We start from the raw sequence: 16,008 nt of genomic DNA on the forward strand, positions 1-16,008 counted from the left end.
AATGCTGACCTATATTCACGATAGACGGCAAGAGAACTAAAATACTTTGGGCAAACACCGCAAAACTAAGTCCGAAACGGACCCAATTCCTAATAGCCGGCCCACAGACCCGCCACAGCAGCCGCTCCCACTATGATTCGCCACCAGCCAAACAGCGCGTAGCCATGCTTGCTTACGTAGTCCAACAACCACTTCACCACAAAAACCGCCGAAATGAAGGCCATGACAAAGCCGATCGCAATCTCATTCAGCGCCGTCGCGTCCAGTAAGTCACGGTTCTTGTACAGATCATAGGCAAAGGCCCCAGCCATCGTTGGCATTGATAGAAAGAACGAGAATTCCGCAGCGGCGCGCTTGCTTGCCCCCAGCATCAGCGCCCCCGCAATGGTCGAACCCGAACGGGACGTGCCTGGTATCATGGCGAGACATTGAATGAACCCGATCTTCAACGCCATCGACAGCGGAAATTGCATGGCGTCCTCGTGCCGCGGCTCCGGCGCAACCCGCTCTACCAGCAACAGGATCACGCCGCCGACGATCAACATAACGGCAATCAGCATCGGCGTTTCAAACAGCACCGTTTTGATAAAGCCATGCGCCAATACGCCGATCACCACGGCAGGCACAAAAGCGATAAGAACAGACCAGATGAACCGCCGCGCCTGCGGGTCGTGAGATGCGGCAGAAAACACCGCCCACAAGCGCCCGGCATATATCGTCAGAATGGCCAGCACTGCTCCGAGCTGGATCACAACCTCAAAGGTGCGCCCCGCACTTTGGAACCCCAGAAAATGCCCGGCCAACAAAAGGTGACCCGTCGAGGATACCGGAATGAATTCTGTCAGCCCTTCCAGCAGTCCAAGAAATGCTGCAACCAGCGATGTAGACTCGTCCATCAGCCGTTGCGCAGGTTCTGCGCCGATTCCTTGATCGCATCATACTGGCCCGAAGGGCGGAACCGCCACAAGTAATCCGGCAGGACCGATCCCATTGCGACGGGTTTGATCCCCAGATCGGCAAAACCCTTCATACCGTCCGCGACCACATTGTCCTGAGTCAGGTTTTTGACCTGATCACGGGTCAGAACACCGTTGCTGAACACGCCAAAGGTGATGGCCTGCAGCATATCGAACCCGAACGCCATGATCCGCGCGATCCAGACCGGCATATTCACGATCAGGCGTCTGCGGTGGATGACCTTGAGCATGCGCTGCATCAACCCACGGAAACTGTCCACTTCGGGACCACCGAGTTCGTAGATCCCAGCGGGAGCCTGCCCCATCACCGCCATCGCTGCCGCTTGCGCAACATCGTCGACATACACAGGCTGGAACATCGTGTCGCCACCAACAACCGGCAACATCGGGCTGACCCGCGTCATGCCTGCAAAGCGGTTGAAAAAATCATCTTCGGGTCCGAACACGATCGAAGGCCGCAGGATCACTGCATCCGGCATATGCTTGAGCACGCCTGCCTCGCCCTCGGCCTTGCTGGAAGCATAGTCGCTGGCCGCTTCCATGTCCGCACCGATGGCCGAGATCTGTACCATCCGCGTAACACCGTTCTCGGCTGCCAGTCGCGCGATTCGCGCCGGACCTTCGGCCTGCACCGCATCAAATTTATTCTTGCCGCTTTCCACCAAGAGGCCAACGCAGTTCACAACCGCATCCGCACCCATCAGCGCAGCCTGAACAGACGCATCATCGCGGATATTGCACAAGATCGGCTCGACCTGCCCGACAACACCATATGGCTTGACGAACAACGCTTCATTCGGATTGCGCACGGCCACCCGCACCCGCCAGCCCGCCTTCGCCATCCGCTGAGCGATATAGCGGCCCACAAACCCGGACCCACCGTAGATTGTTACCAGCTTGGCCATCAAAACCTCTCCTGCATGCGCATTTTCACCTTGTCATCTACCCGTCTGGCTTGTCTCGAACAAGCTGCAATTGGATCATATGCCATCAACATCCCCGCGAAGTTCAGTTTTGCGTCAGATAGCAATTGACAGCATGGTCACTCCCCCTTAGATCACCGCTTCACGTGACCTGCCCAGGTGGCGGAATGGTAGACGCGCTAGCTTCAGGTGCTAGTACTGGCAACGGTGTGGAGGTTCGAGTCCTCTCCTGGGCACCACTTTATCCCATATAAGCCTTTGTAATACTTGGATAATATAGGGTGGTTGTTGTCTTGGGGTCCACATTTGGGTCCACAATCGCATGACCAATGCACTGATGATACGATATCTCAAACTCGACAAAGCTAGGGGCGTTTATAAGTACCGACGCCGTGTGCCAGATAATTTGAAGCCTGTTCTAGGTAAGGCTGAGTTCGCCAAGAAACTTGGTACAACCGAAGAAGAGGCGATGCGGAGATACCCTGCTTATCACAAGCAGGTTGAAGGCGCTCTCGCTATGGCTAGACGGGACTTAAATAGCCGAGACACCCATCAGATCAAATCTGATATTGAAGCATACTTGCTTGAAAAGGATGCAGACCCATACTCTTCGGGTTATGACGAAAGCGAACGCTTTGGGCGACAAGAGGAAGCCGAACGCATTTTGAGTAAGTACCCTACGATGAGGAAACGGGTTATACCGATCCTGGCTGGCTCCCTGTTGCTGACAAGGCCGTGGTGGATGCTTTGTATGGAGGCTTAGACGCTGTTAAGGCCACGATGACCATCAAGGGTGCATACGCATTCTATCTGGCCGAAAAGAAGATAGCTGACCCTCACAAACGAAAGAAGCAACTAGAGCGGTTCGCTCGGAGCGAAAAGGCGCTACTGTCAATTACCAAGGTTGACGTACCTTTGAAAAACGTCAAGCGAATACATGCCAGAAAGTTGCGTGATCATTACCTTTAAACCTTGTCAGTCTCATCGACCAAGCGAAATATCACCGATGCTAAGTCCGTCTTCTCCTTTGCAGACAGGGAACACGATCTCGGCCTGTCAAACCCTTTCGCTAAGCTTGACTATCCCAAAAGAGACAACGCCGCCATTGATGATCGACACCCTTTGCCAATGAGCGTCATTGAAGCGATGTACAAGGAGCTTGAAGGGCAACAGACTCTTGGCGACATCTGGACACTAATGCACCACACAGGTGCGCAGAACGCAGAAATCCTCGGCTTGAAACGAAAAAACCTGTTCCTTGACAACACTATACCCCACGGTGAATTTACTCCTGATGGTTTGCGAACGCTGAAAACCGCGTCAAGACGGCGTAAAGTCCCACTGGTTGGCAGAGCGTTGGAAGTAGCCCAGCGCTTGGCTTCAACTTACACAAACGATCAAGATCTATTCCCCAAGTACGCCGATACGGCCAAACACGACAACTTTAGTCAAGTGATGCGCAAGCGCCTGCGTAAGTTCACCACAGACAAAAAACATGCCGTTTACAGCTTGCGTCACAACATGAAAGATTCTCTGATCAAGGTGAATGCTGGTCACAGAGTTGAACTCAGCATCTTAGGGCACGGTTTAGGAAAGGGTTCGGAAGCCAGCTATGGGTCAGGTGTCAGCCTTGAAGCCATGTTGGAGGCAATGAACCGGATTGATTTCGGTCAGAACTCCTAGTTCGCAGCTGATGAAGTATCCCCCGAAATGCTGATGCGATGGGAAAAGTCCTGTTCAACAGAGGTGCGGCAAAACGCCTCACCCAGTCAATCAGTTGATTCTAGACGATAAGTGCCGGAACATATCTGCTGCACTTCCAAGTCATTTTTAGCCTACTTGGTCCCCATCTAAAAAAGGATGGATAAGTGCATAAATTACTTGGACTGAAATCAGAGACAGTAGGCGGTCTATTGGACCGGCAATTTGAACCCCGGACTGTTATCCTCGACCCGTGGCTTCGGGATGAGGAAACCTGCGTCGTCTGGGCTGCGACAGGCGTTGGTAAAACCATGTTTAGCCTTAGCATCGCCGTCGCTGTTGCGGGCGGTGGCAAGTTGGGTGACTGGGATGCTCCAGAAGCAAGAAAAGTCACTTACATTGATGGCGAGATGAACGTCCGTGATCTTCAAGAACGACTTAGTCAGATGGTTAACGAAATGGATTTGCTTAGCGGGAAGGCACAGGTCGAACTGGCAAGGCAAAACATGACCATCATAGCCCGACAGGACCAGTTGGAAGCATCAGAGTTCCTAGACATCACGAACCCTGAACATCAACAAAAGTTGGTGAAATCGATAAAAGGCAATTGCGATTTATTGATCTTGGATAACTTCACCACCCTTTCGACGGGCTTGGCTGACGAAAACGACGCCACTGCATTCAAGCAGGTGCAGGAGTTGTTCATGAAGCTGAAAAAAGCGAAGATATCTGCGATCCTTGTTCACCACTCTAACAAAACTGGCGGCAACATGAGGGGATCAACTGCACTTGAAGCCACATTCGAGATCATTTTGGCGCTGAAACGGCCAAAGGTATCAGCTGCAGGGGAAGCAAGATTTCGTGCTGAATTCACTAAGTTCCGCAGCAAGGGCGACGAAAGTCAGACATCAAGAACTTGGACGCTTACAAAAGACGGTTGGGACGTCACTGACGATGTGATGGACGATCCGAAAGAAGATCGGGTGTATCTGGCGCTTAAGAGCCTAAACTATACCAGTCTACAAGCTATCGCTGATGCGCTTAAGATGAGCAAAAGTGCCGTCCACCGGAGGGTTCAGCGGCTTGAAGCCATGGGCACATTGTCACGGAGAGAACGGAACGAGTGTTTCGGCAAAGCCAAGGATTTGAAGTATCCTGACGGTCATACGCCATTCGATGAATTCATCGAAGAAGAGTATTGAGGCAAGAAGGGATTCAGGAGGGGGACGTCAGTCCTCCTTCATAGGAGATATATCCGTGTCTCTTGTCCCTATATCTAACTGGGACGGGAAATCGGGACGGATACGGATGTCAGCTTTGTCACTGTGATGCTCAGAACAAACCTCTAACACGGCGTATCCCAATCCGACTTTATGCCGAGAACCAAGGCTATTGCGTCTGGCCACATTTGTTCGCTATCTGTTCCCACATGCCTCTCCACCCAGTCACCTATGGTTTTCGCTTCGACGTCAGGATCGAAGCCTTAGTAGCTGCGGATGTGGTTGAGTTCATTTGTGCCGGTTGCAGCAAGCGATATCTAATCGCCCCTTACCAGCTGCTACTAAAGTTCAGACCATCTACGCACCTCAACATCGTAGGAGATCGTTTTCACTGCCGTTCATATGGGCAGCGAGGTAAGGCAAGATGGGCTGTGTATCGAGCAGAAACGCTGCTGACGAATGTAAGCAAGACAGATTGATGAACGGCAGAGCAGCCATCGTTAAGACGCGTATATGGTTTTAGCGGTAACAATCGAGCCGCTAAGATGAGACGTTCGCTTCCGGCCCAAAGCTGCCGTTGGTCGATCTGATCAATGCTGCGACGCAACTTCTCCGAAGCAGACCTTCAGCCGTTTCTCCAGACTGTGGTTGGGCGATCGACACGACGTGTAGATATCGACCTTTGCAAAGCCCCCAGTGTCAGAGCGTGGTCGGCGTTACTGAATTCTTGGAAACACGACCGATGTCGCTGCGACTTCCGCGAGGCGGTGTTTGAGATGGCGAGCAATACAGTCCGGCATGTCGAATACCGTAGCGCTGGCGATGGCGCTATCGCTTTGCATTTTTAGAATATTTGCCATGAGCGTTGATTCAAAACGAAGGGTGAGCGCCCTGAAATGACGGGCGCTCTCTTTTCTCATAAATGCACAAGTGGCTCACGTTGCGAGCGAAATCATGCGCGGGTTATCCCCAACTCATCTCACCAGTCAAAACCTTGGCACCGACGTTCAGTGCAACATCCATTCCAAGATCAGGATAGCGCGCGGTCATCGCGGCAATCAGGTCTTCGGACCCGTTTGCTTTTTCAAGTTCATTTTCAAGAGCCAAAAGATAGCCCTTTGTGAACTCGACGGCTTCAAGGCCCATCGGTGCGTCCAGCGTCATGTGACCCGGAACAACGACCTGCGGGTTGCGGGCGATGATGGCGTCCAGATTGGCGATCCATGCGGCGCGCTGTTCCTTGGTCGGTGTGTCTGCAGTCCAGACATGGGTGCCGGAAAAGACCATCACGCCACCGAGCACGGCTTGCAGATCCTCGACCCAGAGGTATCGGCGGTTGGCCAAACCTTCGGCAGGCACGATCTCGATCTGATGGCCATCCACCGTCAGGGTCGCGCTGTCGTTGGCGACCGGAATGATGACGTCATCAACCGATGCCGGACCGTTTTCGCCCAATTGCGGGCCCCAGGTTTCGACCTTTTTCGCCACATTGGCATTGACGGCAGCAACGGTTTCGCTGGCTGCAATAACGCGGGCCTCGGGGAAGGCTTCGGTGATTGGACGCAGGCTGAAATAGAAGTCGGGGTCGCTCTGGCTGATGTATATCGTGGTCAGGGTCTTACCCGTTGCTTTGATTTCCTTGGCCAGCGCGCGACCGTCCGGAAGGGTAAATCCGCCGTCGATCAGCACGGCCTCGGTCTCGCCATGCACCAAGACCGGCGCGCGGAAGAAGCCGTTCTCGCCGGCGGGGTAATGGGTCCAGGTTAGGCCCTTTGCGTCTGCGAATGAAATGGTGGGTGCAATCAGGGCTGCGGCCCCGGCTGCGGTGGTGAGTTTCAGCATGTTTCTGCGGTTCATTGTCGTGTCCTTTCGTTAAAGTGGGATCAAGCCAGCCCGAGGGCGGCGATGACCGTATCGGGTCCGGAATAAAGCGTGCTGGCATCCAGCCCACGGCTGGTGCCATCAACCTCGGCAATCAGGGAGGGAACGCCCTGCATGTTGTAGGTCTCCATAAGGTTGCGAGCCTTTTTGGTGCGATCGCGCAGCTGGTCTGCAAGGGCGGCGTCCGGGCTCAGAATCCGCGCAGAAGCGTCCACAAGACCGAGGTCTTCAAGCAAGCTTGCGACCACAGCAGCGGATGTCACATCCTTGCCGTCGACATAGCGCGCCGTCTGAATGGCAGAGAGCGCCTCAATCACCCGATCGGGGGCGGTGTCCGCCACAGCCGTGACGGCGAACGTCGCCACCGTGGAGTCCAAAGAGGCATCGTCGGCCCCCAGAACGTCGCGGCGGTACGCTTTGGAGAATCGGCGACCAGTCAACGCGGCAATACGCTGGTCATTCGCCCATGCCTGCGTCGCGAAGCTTTTCATCGGCCGCGCTCCGCTGCCGGCGAACAGCCCAGTGGCATGTGGCCGTAGGTCGACGGCGGGGTGCTTCGCAAGCGTGCCGATGATCGCCGAAGCGCCGTAGCACCAGCCGCAAAGCGGATCGAAAAGGTAATGCAGTGTCGCTGTCTGTGTCATGGTCTGTCTCCTTGGGGACGGATATAGGCGCATCCATTTCCCTTGATAAGGCAAACGATTCTGACATAGCGTATGCGAAAAGCTAACAGTGAAATCATGGCCAAATCACACAATCTTAATCGGCTGGCCTATTTCGCGGCGGTGGTCGAAACCGGGTCCTTCACCAGCGCCGCAGACCGCCTCGGCGTGACCAAGGCCGTGGTCAGCAGCCAGGTGACTCAGTTGGAGCAAGAGCTCAAGGCGACGCTATTGGTGCGCAACACGCGCAAGGTCAGCGCCACCGAGGCGGGCAAGCTGTTCTATACACGCTGCGCGTCGATACTGAACGAGGCCGAAGAGGCCTTCAGCGAGCTGTCACAACTCTCGGAGCAGCCGGTAGGCACATTGCGTATGACTGCCCCGAATGATTACGGCACTGCGATTGTGGCACCCCTGGTCGCGGCGTTCCGACGCAAACACCCGGATTGTCAGGTGGAGCTCTACCTGGGGGATGAACACAGCGATCTCATGGCGGGTGATCTTGATCTGGCCATACGGGTCGGGTGGCTTCGCGACTCAACCCTGTTGGCCCGCAAGTTGGGCGGTTTCAAGCAGCTTCTTGTCGGCACGGGCGACAGCCCCGATCGTTTCGAACACATCCGACATCCCAACGATCTGGCCAATGAACCCTTCGTTGCAAATAGGGCGCTATCTGCCCCGCTACAATGGCTGTTCAAAAACGCTGCCGACGAAACGGTTACCGTCAAATTGCAAAGCGACCTTTCCATCGACAGTGCGCCCGCGATCATGGCAGCTGTCAAGGAGGGAGCAGGTTTGGCGATTCTGCCGGACTATCTGGTACGCGATCATCTGGCCTCAGGTGCACTGACCCATGTACTGCCCGGTTGGCATCTGCCCGAAGGGGGCATCTTCGTGGTTCTTCCTGCGTCGAAGTTCCGCGCCGCGAAGGTGTCGGTATTTACGGAAATGCTTCGGCAAGCAGAAAAGAGACGGCTCTGGGGGGTGAGCGGCCAATCGGCGACCGAATGACCTGACTCATCCTGAATTGTCGCGGAACTACTTTCCTCGGCCGCAGTGAACGCTTGAACCGATGTCTATCTGTACGATCTTTCTATGTTAATAGTGTCTCATCCAATCACCCATCGCAGCGAGCAACGACTATCTCCAATAATGAATTCCAGAAGGCTATAACGCTTCGCCACTTGCGCGTAATCGCCGCCTTGTCCGACCTTAAGCTGGTGGCGCGGGTGTCGGAGGAGCTCAATGTGACTCAACCTGCAGTCTCCAAGCAGATTGCAGAGCTGGAAAAAATTGTCGGCGTGCCGATCGTGACCCGTGATCGGAACCGTCTATTCTTGACGGCAATAGGGCGGCGTCTGGTTGATCATGCCAAGCAAGCTCTTAATCAGCTTGATCGGGCGGCTTTTGATATCGAGGCTATGGCGAGCGGGATTTCGGGTGCCGTTACTGTTGGTGTCGTCAGTTCGGTTGCGCCGACCCTTTTGCCCGGCACGATTGCTCTTTTCAAAAGCAGTACGCCTCAGGCAAACATTTCGGTCAAAGAGGGGCATTTCGTAGAACTTCTGCCAGAGTTACAAGGTGGCGCATTGGATTTGCTGATCGCAAGGATCTGGCAGCCTCGGGAATTGTCTGGCATTGACCAACTCAATCTTTTTGCGGAACCGATTGTTGTCATTGCAGGCCGCAATCACCCGCTGGCAGGGCAGCCTGATATCGAGTGGAGCGACGTTGTCGATTTTCCTTGGGTTATGCCGCAGGCAAATTCGGTTGCCCGAAGAGCGGTTGATGCACTCTTTGCAGAAAACGGATTGGCCCCACCTGCGAACACAATAGCCTCACTTTCTATGATGCTGAATCTGGCAATGTTAGAAGCGATTCCGGCTCTGGGGCTGATGCCGCAACGTCTTGCACAGTCCCATGCGGCACGTGGAGACATTGTTACAATTCCACTGGACACGCGCGGATTTCTGTCCGAGGTCCGATGCTTCTGGCGAAGCGATCAGGTCGAGAGCAATCACGCATTAGGCTTTTTTCTTAAGTGCTTGCAGAAAACAACTGGGGACTTCAAAACCATTCCTTTTGGTTAAGGTTGCGGGTCGGTTTTTCATTATTATCGCAGCGAGCACCATATTATCATAACTTCAGTCATTTTCTTGGGAGGGATAAAGTGACTGAGTTAAATTTACGAGATACGTCATCGGTGCGGGGATGAGTGCAGCCGGATTGATGGCCCTCTCGGCGCGCGATGTCCTCAGACAATTTGCGGATCGTAGGCTTACGCCAACCGAATACCTTGCGGTATGTCTTGAGCGTATTTCCAAGGTAAACCCCAAGATAAATGCCCTGACAGCCATCGATGTGGACCGTGCGATCTTTGAGGCGGCGCAGGCATCCGGCCGCTGGAGCGCTGGAACCCCTAAGGGGCCGCTCGACGGGTTGCCCATTGGCGTAAAGGATCTTCAAGATACCGCAGGACTACTTACGAGCCATGGTAGCCCGCGTATGCGATCACATGTCCCCAAAAGTGATTTTCCCATGGTTGCGCGACTGCGTGAGGCCGGAGCGATCATTCTCGCCAAGACAAACGTTCCTGAATGCGGCGCTGGCGGTAACAGCCGTAATCCGGTCTGGGGTGCCACGGCAAATCCGTTTAACGCCAACCTGATCGCCGGCGGTTCTTCAGGCGGATCTGCGGCTGCGCTGGCGGCAAATCTCTTACCTGTATGCACTGGGTCAGACACTGGCGGCTCGCTCAGATTGCCCGCGGCGCTCTGCGGGATCGTTGGGTATCGCCCATCGGTAGACGTTATTGCGCATCCGACCCGACCGCTGGGATGGTCAGGTGTTTCGGTTCTTGGCCCGATGACCCGTACCGTGGATGATCTGACATTGATCTTGAGTACGTCACATGGATACCACCCTGACGATCCGTTATCGGCACAGTCCGCGCAGACCCGGTTTATGACCTTGCCCGACGTCGACCTTAGTACCTTGCGGGTCGGTTACAGTGAGGATTTCGGTGGCGCGCCAGTTGACCCGGTAATTCGGGAAACCTTCCGCAATCGGATCGAGAAGATTGCACCCTACGTTCAAGACTGCCGCCCGGTTAACCTTGATCTTGGAAAGATGGACCGATGCTTTGACATCCTGCGTGCCGAAAGCTTTCTCGCCGCCTTCGGTGAAGTTACGAAAACAGAGCCCACAGCTTTTGGTTCGGATATTCAAACGAATGTTGAGTTGGGCTGGTCCATGTCTTTGGCTGATCGGGCATGGGCGCATGCCGAGCAAACGCGCATTCTGCGCAGCTTCAACGCGCTGATGCTGGATTTTGATGTTATCCTTCTGCCCACTGCACCGGTATCCCCATTCCCTTGGCCCCAGGGGCATGCAGTAGAGATCGAGGGGCAGAGCATGGACATCTATTACCGTTGGTTGGCCCTGACCTATCGGGGTTCACTGGCAGGCGGCCCATCGATCACCCTGCCCTGTGGACGCGACCCCCATGGCATGCCCTTCGGACTTCAGGTTCTGGGCGCTGTCCGTAGCGACGAAGCGCTTCTGGCTGCGGCGAAATCGCTGGAAGCACTCTTTGCGGGGCATCCGGACATGGCGCGGCCCTGCCCTGATATGACAAGCCTCACACCGTCAGACATACCTTTACGTTCAATCGTAACACACCCGCCGATCATGGATCGAAATATTCAATCCAAGACGGCACCCCTCGGAACGGCAGTTTAGCATTATGTACTTTATTCCGATCATCTTCATTCTCTTGCTTATTAGCGGCACTGCCTTTGCCTATCTCATGGGTGCGGTATCCGTTCTTACATTTGTCGCAGTCGATAAAGCGCAGTTTTTATCCATCCTGCCGCAGCGTATTTTTGCCCAACTTGATGTCTTCGCCTTTATGGCAATGCCGCTGTTCATTCTGACCGCCGAGATCATGAGCCGCGCAGGCGTCACCCGCAGCCTGATCGATTTTGCCATGTCCATTGTCGGCCGGTTTCGCGGTGGATTGGGCCATGTGAACATTCTGACCAGCGTATTCTTTGCGGGCATCTCGGGGTCGGCCATCGCGGATAGCGCAGCATTGTCGCGCACATTTGTGCCGGAAATGAAAGCACGCGGTTATGATCCCTATTATGCAGGCGCAATCACAGCGGCCTCTTCAATGATCGGACCGATCATTCCACCATCGATCATTATGATTATTTATGGCGGCCTGACTGGTGCCTCGGTTGCGGCACTGTTTATCGCGGGGGTCATACCTGGTCTGGTGTTGGCTGTATCGCTCATGGTGTTGAACGCGATCATTGCGCATATCAAGGGACATCCGGGTGGTGCCTCTGACGATCTACCGCGCTTTCTGCCCAGCTTGTTGAACGCGGCACCGGCCCTGTGCCTGCCCATTGTGATCCTTGGCTCGCTTGTCTTTGGATTGGCAACGCCCACCGAAGGGTCGGCGATCGCGGTCGTCTTCGCGCTACTGGCGGGCCAGTTCTACAAAGGGCTGAACTGGCGCATGATCTTTGACGCGGTCGAGGCTACGGCAAAGATGACTGGCACGATCTTTATCATTCTGGCAGCGATTTCGGTGTTGGGCTATCTGGCAGGCCAGTTGGGCTGGTCCAGTGCGCTGGCCAACTGGGTAGAATCCTTCGGGCTGACCGGTACAAAATACCTGTTCTTCCTTGTGGGCATCTTCTTGATCGCAGGCATGTTCATGGATACCCCCGTGGCCCTGACCCTGCTGATCCCGTTGTTCGCCCCCCAAGCGATGGAGCAAGGCATCAGCCCGATCCACCTTGGCATCGTGCTGTGCTTCAACCTCTGTGTCGGCCTGATCACGCCCCCACTGGGCAAATGCCTTGTGGTCGTATCAGCGCTGACCAACCTCAATTACTGGCGGCTGGCCTATGCGGTGCTGCCCTTCATTCTTGTTCAGGTGCTGCTATTGCTGGCGCTGGTCTACTGGCCGGCACTCAGCCTCACACCGCCGCGCCTGTTCGGATTTTCTGTGAATTAACTAAACCAAAGGGAGGAATACCAATGAAACTCAAGGCACTTACACTGGCGACACTGCTTGCCATGGCCACATCTGCATCCGCAGAGGTCAAAATCGCATTAGACGGAAAACCTGATCTCGAACAATCAGGGTCCTACAACTGGTCCTATGCCTTTGCCAAGGCGCTGAACGAAGGTGGCATGGAGACACGTGAAATGCCACGTGGTTCCGTCGGCAACGAAGCCGAGAAATTCGATCAGGTCTCAACCGGCCTGCTGGAAATCTCGATGTCCGACGTGCGCGCCGTCGCACAGGTCGAACCATTCATCTACGGCATCCGTTTGCCCTATGTCTTCGACAACATTGAACATATGGATCGGGCGTTGGCTGCTGGGGATGTTTACACCCGTGTCAACGAAAGCCTCGCTGCGCAAGACGCGATCCTGCTAGCGCTGGCCCCGCTTGGACCAGCCTCGGGTGTGATCACCACAACCCAAGCCGTGCGGTCGCCAGCCGACATGTCCAGCCTGCGCATGCGGGCCTTGGATGATGCACAAATCGCGATGTATGAGGCATGGGGCTCAAGCGGTACGATCGTGCCTTGGGGCGAAGTGCCTGCCGGTCTGCAAACCGGCGTGATTGACGGCTATCTGAATTCGCCCTTCGTACCTGTGATGTTTGGCCAGACCGACTTCGTCAAAAACTTTGCCACGGCTGATGTAATCTGGCCATTGCGCGCCGTCATTGCGTCAAAAGACTGGTACGATGGTTTGTCCGATGTGGACCGTGCGACTGTGGATGCTGCTGTTGTGACCGCAGACACTGCAGCACGTGCTTGGCTGAGCGAAGCAGCCGAAAATGGCCTGACAGCGCTTGAGGAAAAGGGCGTGACAGTTCAGCGCCTGACGTCAGAAGAACGTGCCGTATTCCGCGAGGCTTCCTTGCCTGTGTACAATACGGACCTGATGTCGGCAGAAGACACCGCGCTGTGGAAAAAACTGTCTGACGAGAACCGCTAATACAACGGGCGGGGCGCTATACCTGCGCCCCGCCCGATCCAATACCGGAGATTGAGAATGCGCCATTTCATCATCAGCATCAGTGATCGTTTGCATCATCTAATGCGCCGCGTTTCCGTGTTTGCGGTATGCCTGATGTTCCTTACGGTGGTTGTGCAAATTATTGCGCGGTATGTGTTTTCGTCCCCGCCTGTCTGGACGGAAGATGTCGCCCGCTATGCGATGGTCTGGACCGGATTGATGGGGGCTACGCTGTCGTTCAAAACTCAATCCGATGCGGTTTTGATGGAAAGCGTGTTTCCAAAGCCACCGCATGCTCTGGCGGTCTTTTCAAAAGCCATCCAAAGTGCCGCGGTTCTTACCTTTATCCTACCCGTGATCTATTTTTGCTTCATCGGACTAAGGGGCGGTTTTGCAAAGGGATACCTTGCGCGGCAATCTGGTCTGACGGCAGATACCCTCGGGATCCCGATGGTATGGATTTCCGTGGCCGTGCCGATCTCTATGATCATCATTTTGCTGCACCTCTTTGCCAGATGGGCTGGTGATGAAACCGCAGAGCCCGCCAATACACAACTGGATTAAGCGGCACGGATAGGAAGACGACCGCGCGCGGAACGCGCCCAAATCTGATGGAAACCAAGGACACCAATATGACTACGGACCACACCGATCTTGCACTTCCTGCCTTGAAGGAAATGCTGGGCGAGCGGCTTTCAACTGGCGAGTCCATCCTCGAACTTCATAGTCATGATGAGGCGTATTCCGAACCTGCCCTACCGGATGCTGTAGCCTTTCCTGAGACCACCCAAGAGGTGAGCGAGATCATGAAGATATGTTCCCGCTACGGTGTTCCGGTCGTGCCTTTCGGTATCGGTACCTCGCTTGAAGGTCACGTGATTCCAATTCACGGGGGTATTAGTGTGGATACCAGCCGCATGAACAAGATTTTGGAAATTCACGAAAGCGATCTGGATGCAGTCGTTCAGCCGGGTGTGTCGCGATCAAAGCTCAACGAGGAACTGCGCGCGACCGGGCTGATGTTCACTGTGGACCCTGGCGCGGATGCAACACTTGGTGGCATGGCCGCCACGCGGGCGTCCGGCACCAATACAGTGCGCTATGGCACCATGCGCGAGAATGTTCTGGCACTCGAAGTTGTGCTACCGGATGGCACAATCATCCAAACCGGCTCGCGCGCCCGCAAATCCTCGGCTGGATATGATTTGACGCATTTGTTTGTCGGCTCTGAGGGCACGCTTGGTATCATCACGCAGTTGACGGTACGACTGTTCGGACAGCCCGACACAATTCTCGCGGCAACCTGTTCGTTCGAGACTGTCGATAACGCGGTGAATTCTGTGATTATGGCGATCCAGATGGGTATCCCGATGGCGAGGATAGAATTGCTGGACGAAGTTCAAATGGAAGGGATGAACATATTTAATCCCGACCTGAACCTGCCAGAAAAACCACATCTGTTCCTTGAGTTTCATGGGTCGCAAGCCGGTGTAAAGGAACAGGTTGAACTGTTTGAAAGCGTTGCCGAAGAATTTGACGTGGGCGGCTTTCAGTGGGCAACCAAAGCCGAAGATCGCAATTGGCTGTGGACCGCACGTCACAACGCTTACTATGCTGGAAAATCCCTTAAAAAGGGCTGCGAGGGGCTCATCACCGATTGCTGTGTGCCGATTTCAGCTTTGGCCGACTGTATGGCAAGGTCCAAGGAACTGGTCGCAGAGTCTGGGTTGATTGCCCCGATTGTGGGCCATGTCGGGGATGGCAATTTCCACCTTATGATCCTGTTCGACCCGAATGTTCCCGACGAACTTGCTACGGCAAAATCACTGGCCGCAAAGGTGAACCATGTCGCTTTGTCATATGGCGGCACAGTCACGGGAGAGCACGGCGTCGGCACCGGTAAGAAGAGCTATATGGCTAAGGAGCACGGTGCGGCTTACGGGCTCATGGCGGTCCTGAAGCGGGCGGTTGATCCAGAAAACATCATGAACCCCGGCAAAACTGTCGAGGTTACTGACGCAGAGCCGGGCCTTTTTCCATCAGAGTTTCGCGATCCTTAACGGTGAGGAGGTGTCCAACGGCATAGCGGGCGGCGGTCAAATCCCGTGCGCAGAGTCGAAGACGCTAGACAGTTCGTTTGGACTTAACACATCGCCCTTGCTCATAGATAGCTGCCAGAAGATCGCTCCGTCGGGTTCCTTGCTCGGCGCGTTGATACTGCCACATGCAATTTCATCCTCGAGAGTGTTGCATGACCCTTTTGGCCGATCCAGATATCAACTATCTTTGAGCGTCGCTACAGAACGACGGCGCCCGTTCAGCTTGGCAATCGCCCGCTGCCGGAGTTGGCCGAGGAGTTGATCGGAGCTGCGGGTGAAACGTCCGGCCTCGCGCTCGCAGAAAAAACCCTATCTCGGTTCGAGTCCCTTGGCGATGATCAGAAGCGAGAATTCTTCCGACAAATCGCGACTGCGATGGATATCACCCCCATGCCGTGAGGAAAACGCTCGATACATATGAACACGATCCATCGGAAAATACCTATCGAGCTTTACGGCGCTATGGGAAAAAAACTTGGTTAATAGGCACCCGAATG

At 54.8% G+C, this 16,008-nt stretch carries 14 protein-coding genes and 1 tRNA gene; 11 read left to right on the top strand and 4 right to left on the bottom strand.

The window, feature by feature from the left end; translation table 11 throughout:
• Nucleotides 1-89: 89 nt before the first annotated feature.
• Entirely contained in the window at nt 90-896 is an 807-nt protein-coding gene (locus tag Z945_RS0108575; protein ID WP_025051694.1) for an undecaprenyl-diphosphate phosphatase, read from the bottom strand.
• Nucleotides 896-1,882: a complex I NDUFA9 subunit family protein gene (locus Z945_RS0108580; protein ID WP_025051695.1), complete on the bottom strand. Its 987-nt coding sequence runs from the start codon at nt 1,880-1,882 to the stop codon at nt 896-898. The genes Z945_RS0108575 and Z945_RS0108580 overlap by 1 nt, the downstream gene beginning before the upstream one ends.
• 171 nt (nt 1,883-2,053) lie before the next feature.
• Between Z945_RS0108580 and Z945_RS0108585 the strand changes: the two genes are divergently transcribed.
• The 4 genes from Z945_RS0108585 to Z945_RS0108605 all read left to right on the top strand — a co-directional run bounded on the left by Z945_RS0108585 (nt 2,054) and on the right by Z945_RS0108605 (nt 4,803).
• A tRNA-Leu gene (locus Z945_RS0108585) sits at nt 2,054-2,139 on the top strand.
• Between the two features lie 83 nt (nt 2,140-2,222).
• Nucleotides 2,223-2,663, top strand: coding sequence for a DUF6538 domain-containing protein (locus Z945_RS0108590; RefSeq protein WP_152541092.1), 441 nt, complete (start codon nt 2,223-2,225; stop codon nt 2,661-2,663).
• A 365-nt stretch (nt 2,664-3,028) separates the two neighbouring features.
• A complete protein-coding gene (locus Z945_RS0108600; protein ID WP_152541093.1) occupies nt 3,029-3,583 on the top strand; it encodes a site-specific integrase in 555 nt (184 codons plus the stop codon).
• 185 nt (nt 3,584-3,768) lie between these two features.
• Entirely contained in the window at nt 3,769-4,803 is a 1,035-nt protein-coding gene (locus Z945_RS0108605; RefSeq protein ID WP_025051699.1) for an AAA family ATPase, read from the top strand.
• A gap of 981 nt (nt 4,804-5,784) precedes the next feature.
• On the opposite strand, the gene Z945_RS0108615 is transcribed toward Z945_RS0108605, so the two are convergent.
• A complete protein-coding gene (locus Z945_RS0108615) occupies nt 5,785-6,678 on the bottom strand; it encodes an MBL fold metallo-hydrolase (protein ID WP_025051701.1) in 894 nt (297 codons plus the stop codon).
• A 26-nt stretch (nt 6,679-6,704) separates the two neighbouring features.
• On the bottom strand, nt 6,705-7,346 hold the full coding sequence (locus tag Z945_RS0108620) for a DsbA family protein (protein ID WP_025051702.1): 642 nt from the start codon (nt 7,344-7,346) through the stop codon (nt 6,705-6,707).
• A gap of 96 nt (nt 7,347-7,442) precedes the next feature.
• Here Z945_RS0108620 and Z945_RS0108625 point away from each other — a divergent pair, with 96 nt between their 5' ends.
• From Z945_RS0108625 to Z945_RS0108655, 7 genes are all read left to right on the top strand, one after another.
• Nucleotides 7,443-8,375, top strand: a complete 933-nt coding sequence (locus Z945_RS0108625; protein ID WP_025051703.1) for a LysR family transcriptional regulator — start codon at nt 7,443-7,445, stop codon at nt 8,373-8,375.
• A gap of 131 nt (nt 8,376-8,506) precedes the next feature.
• Nucleotides 8,507-9,454, top strand: coding sequence for a LysR substrate-binding domain-containing protein (locus Z945_RS0108630; protein ID WP_241434492.1), 948 nt, complete (start codon nt 8,507-8,509; stop codon nt 9,452-9,454).
• Between the two features lie 121 nt (nt 9,455-9,575).
• Complete coding sequence (locus Z945_RS0108635; RefSeq protein ID WP_025051705.1) at nt 9,576-11,105, top strand: amidase; 1,530 nt, start codon at nt 9,576-9,578, stop codon at nt 11,103-11,105.
• A 4-nt stretch (nt 11,106-11,109) separates the two neighbouring features.
• Entirely contained in the window at nt 11,110-12,393 is a 1,284-nt protein-coding gene (locus Z945_RS0108640; protein ID WP_025051706.1) for a TRAP transporter large permease, read from the top strand.
• Nucleotides 12,394-12,416: 23 nt separating this feature from the next.
• Nucleotides 12,417-13,391 (top strand): TRAP transporter substrate-binding protein, encoded by a 975-nt coding sequence (locus tag Z945_RS0108645; protein ID WP_025051707.1) that lies wholly within the window; start codon nt 12,417-12,419, stop codon nt 13,389-13,391.
• Between the two features lie 57 nt (nt 13,392-13,448).
• The gene (locus tag Z945_RS0108650; protein ID WP_025051708.1) at nt 13,449-13,976 is read left to right on the top strand and encodes a TRAP transporter small permease; all 528 of its coding nucleotides are present in this window, start codon (nt 13,449-13,451) and stop codon (nt 13,974-13,976) included.
• Nucleotides 13,977-14,044: 68 nt separating this feature from the next.
• Nucleotides 14,045-15,472: an FAD-binding oxidoreductase gene (locus Z945_RS0108655; protein ID WP_025051709.1), complete on the top strand. Its 1,428-nt coding sequence runs from the start codon at nt 14,045-14,047 to the stop codon at nt 15,470-15,472.
• The last annotated feature ends 536 nt before the right edge of the window (nt 15,473-16,008 follow it).

It is taken from the genome of Sulfitobacter noctilucae (genome assembly GCF_000622365.1).
Lineage (GTDB): Bacteria > Pseudomonadota > Alphaproteobacteria > Rhodobacterales > Rhodobacteraceae > Sulfitobacter > Sulfitobacter noctilucae.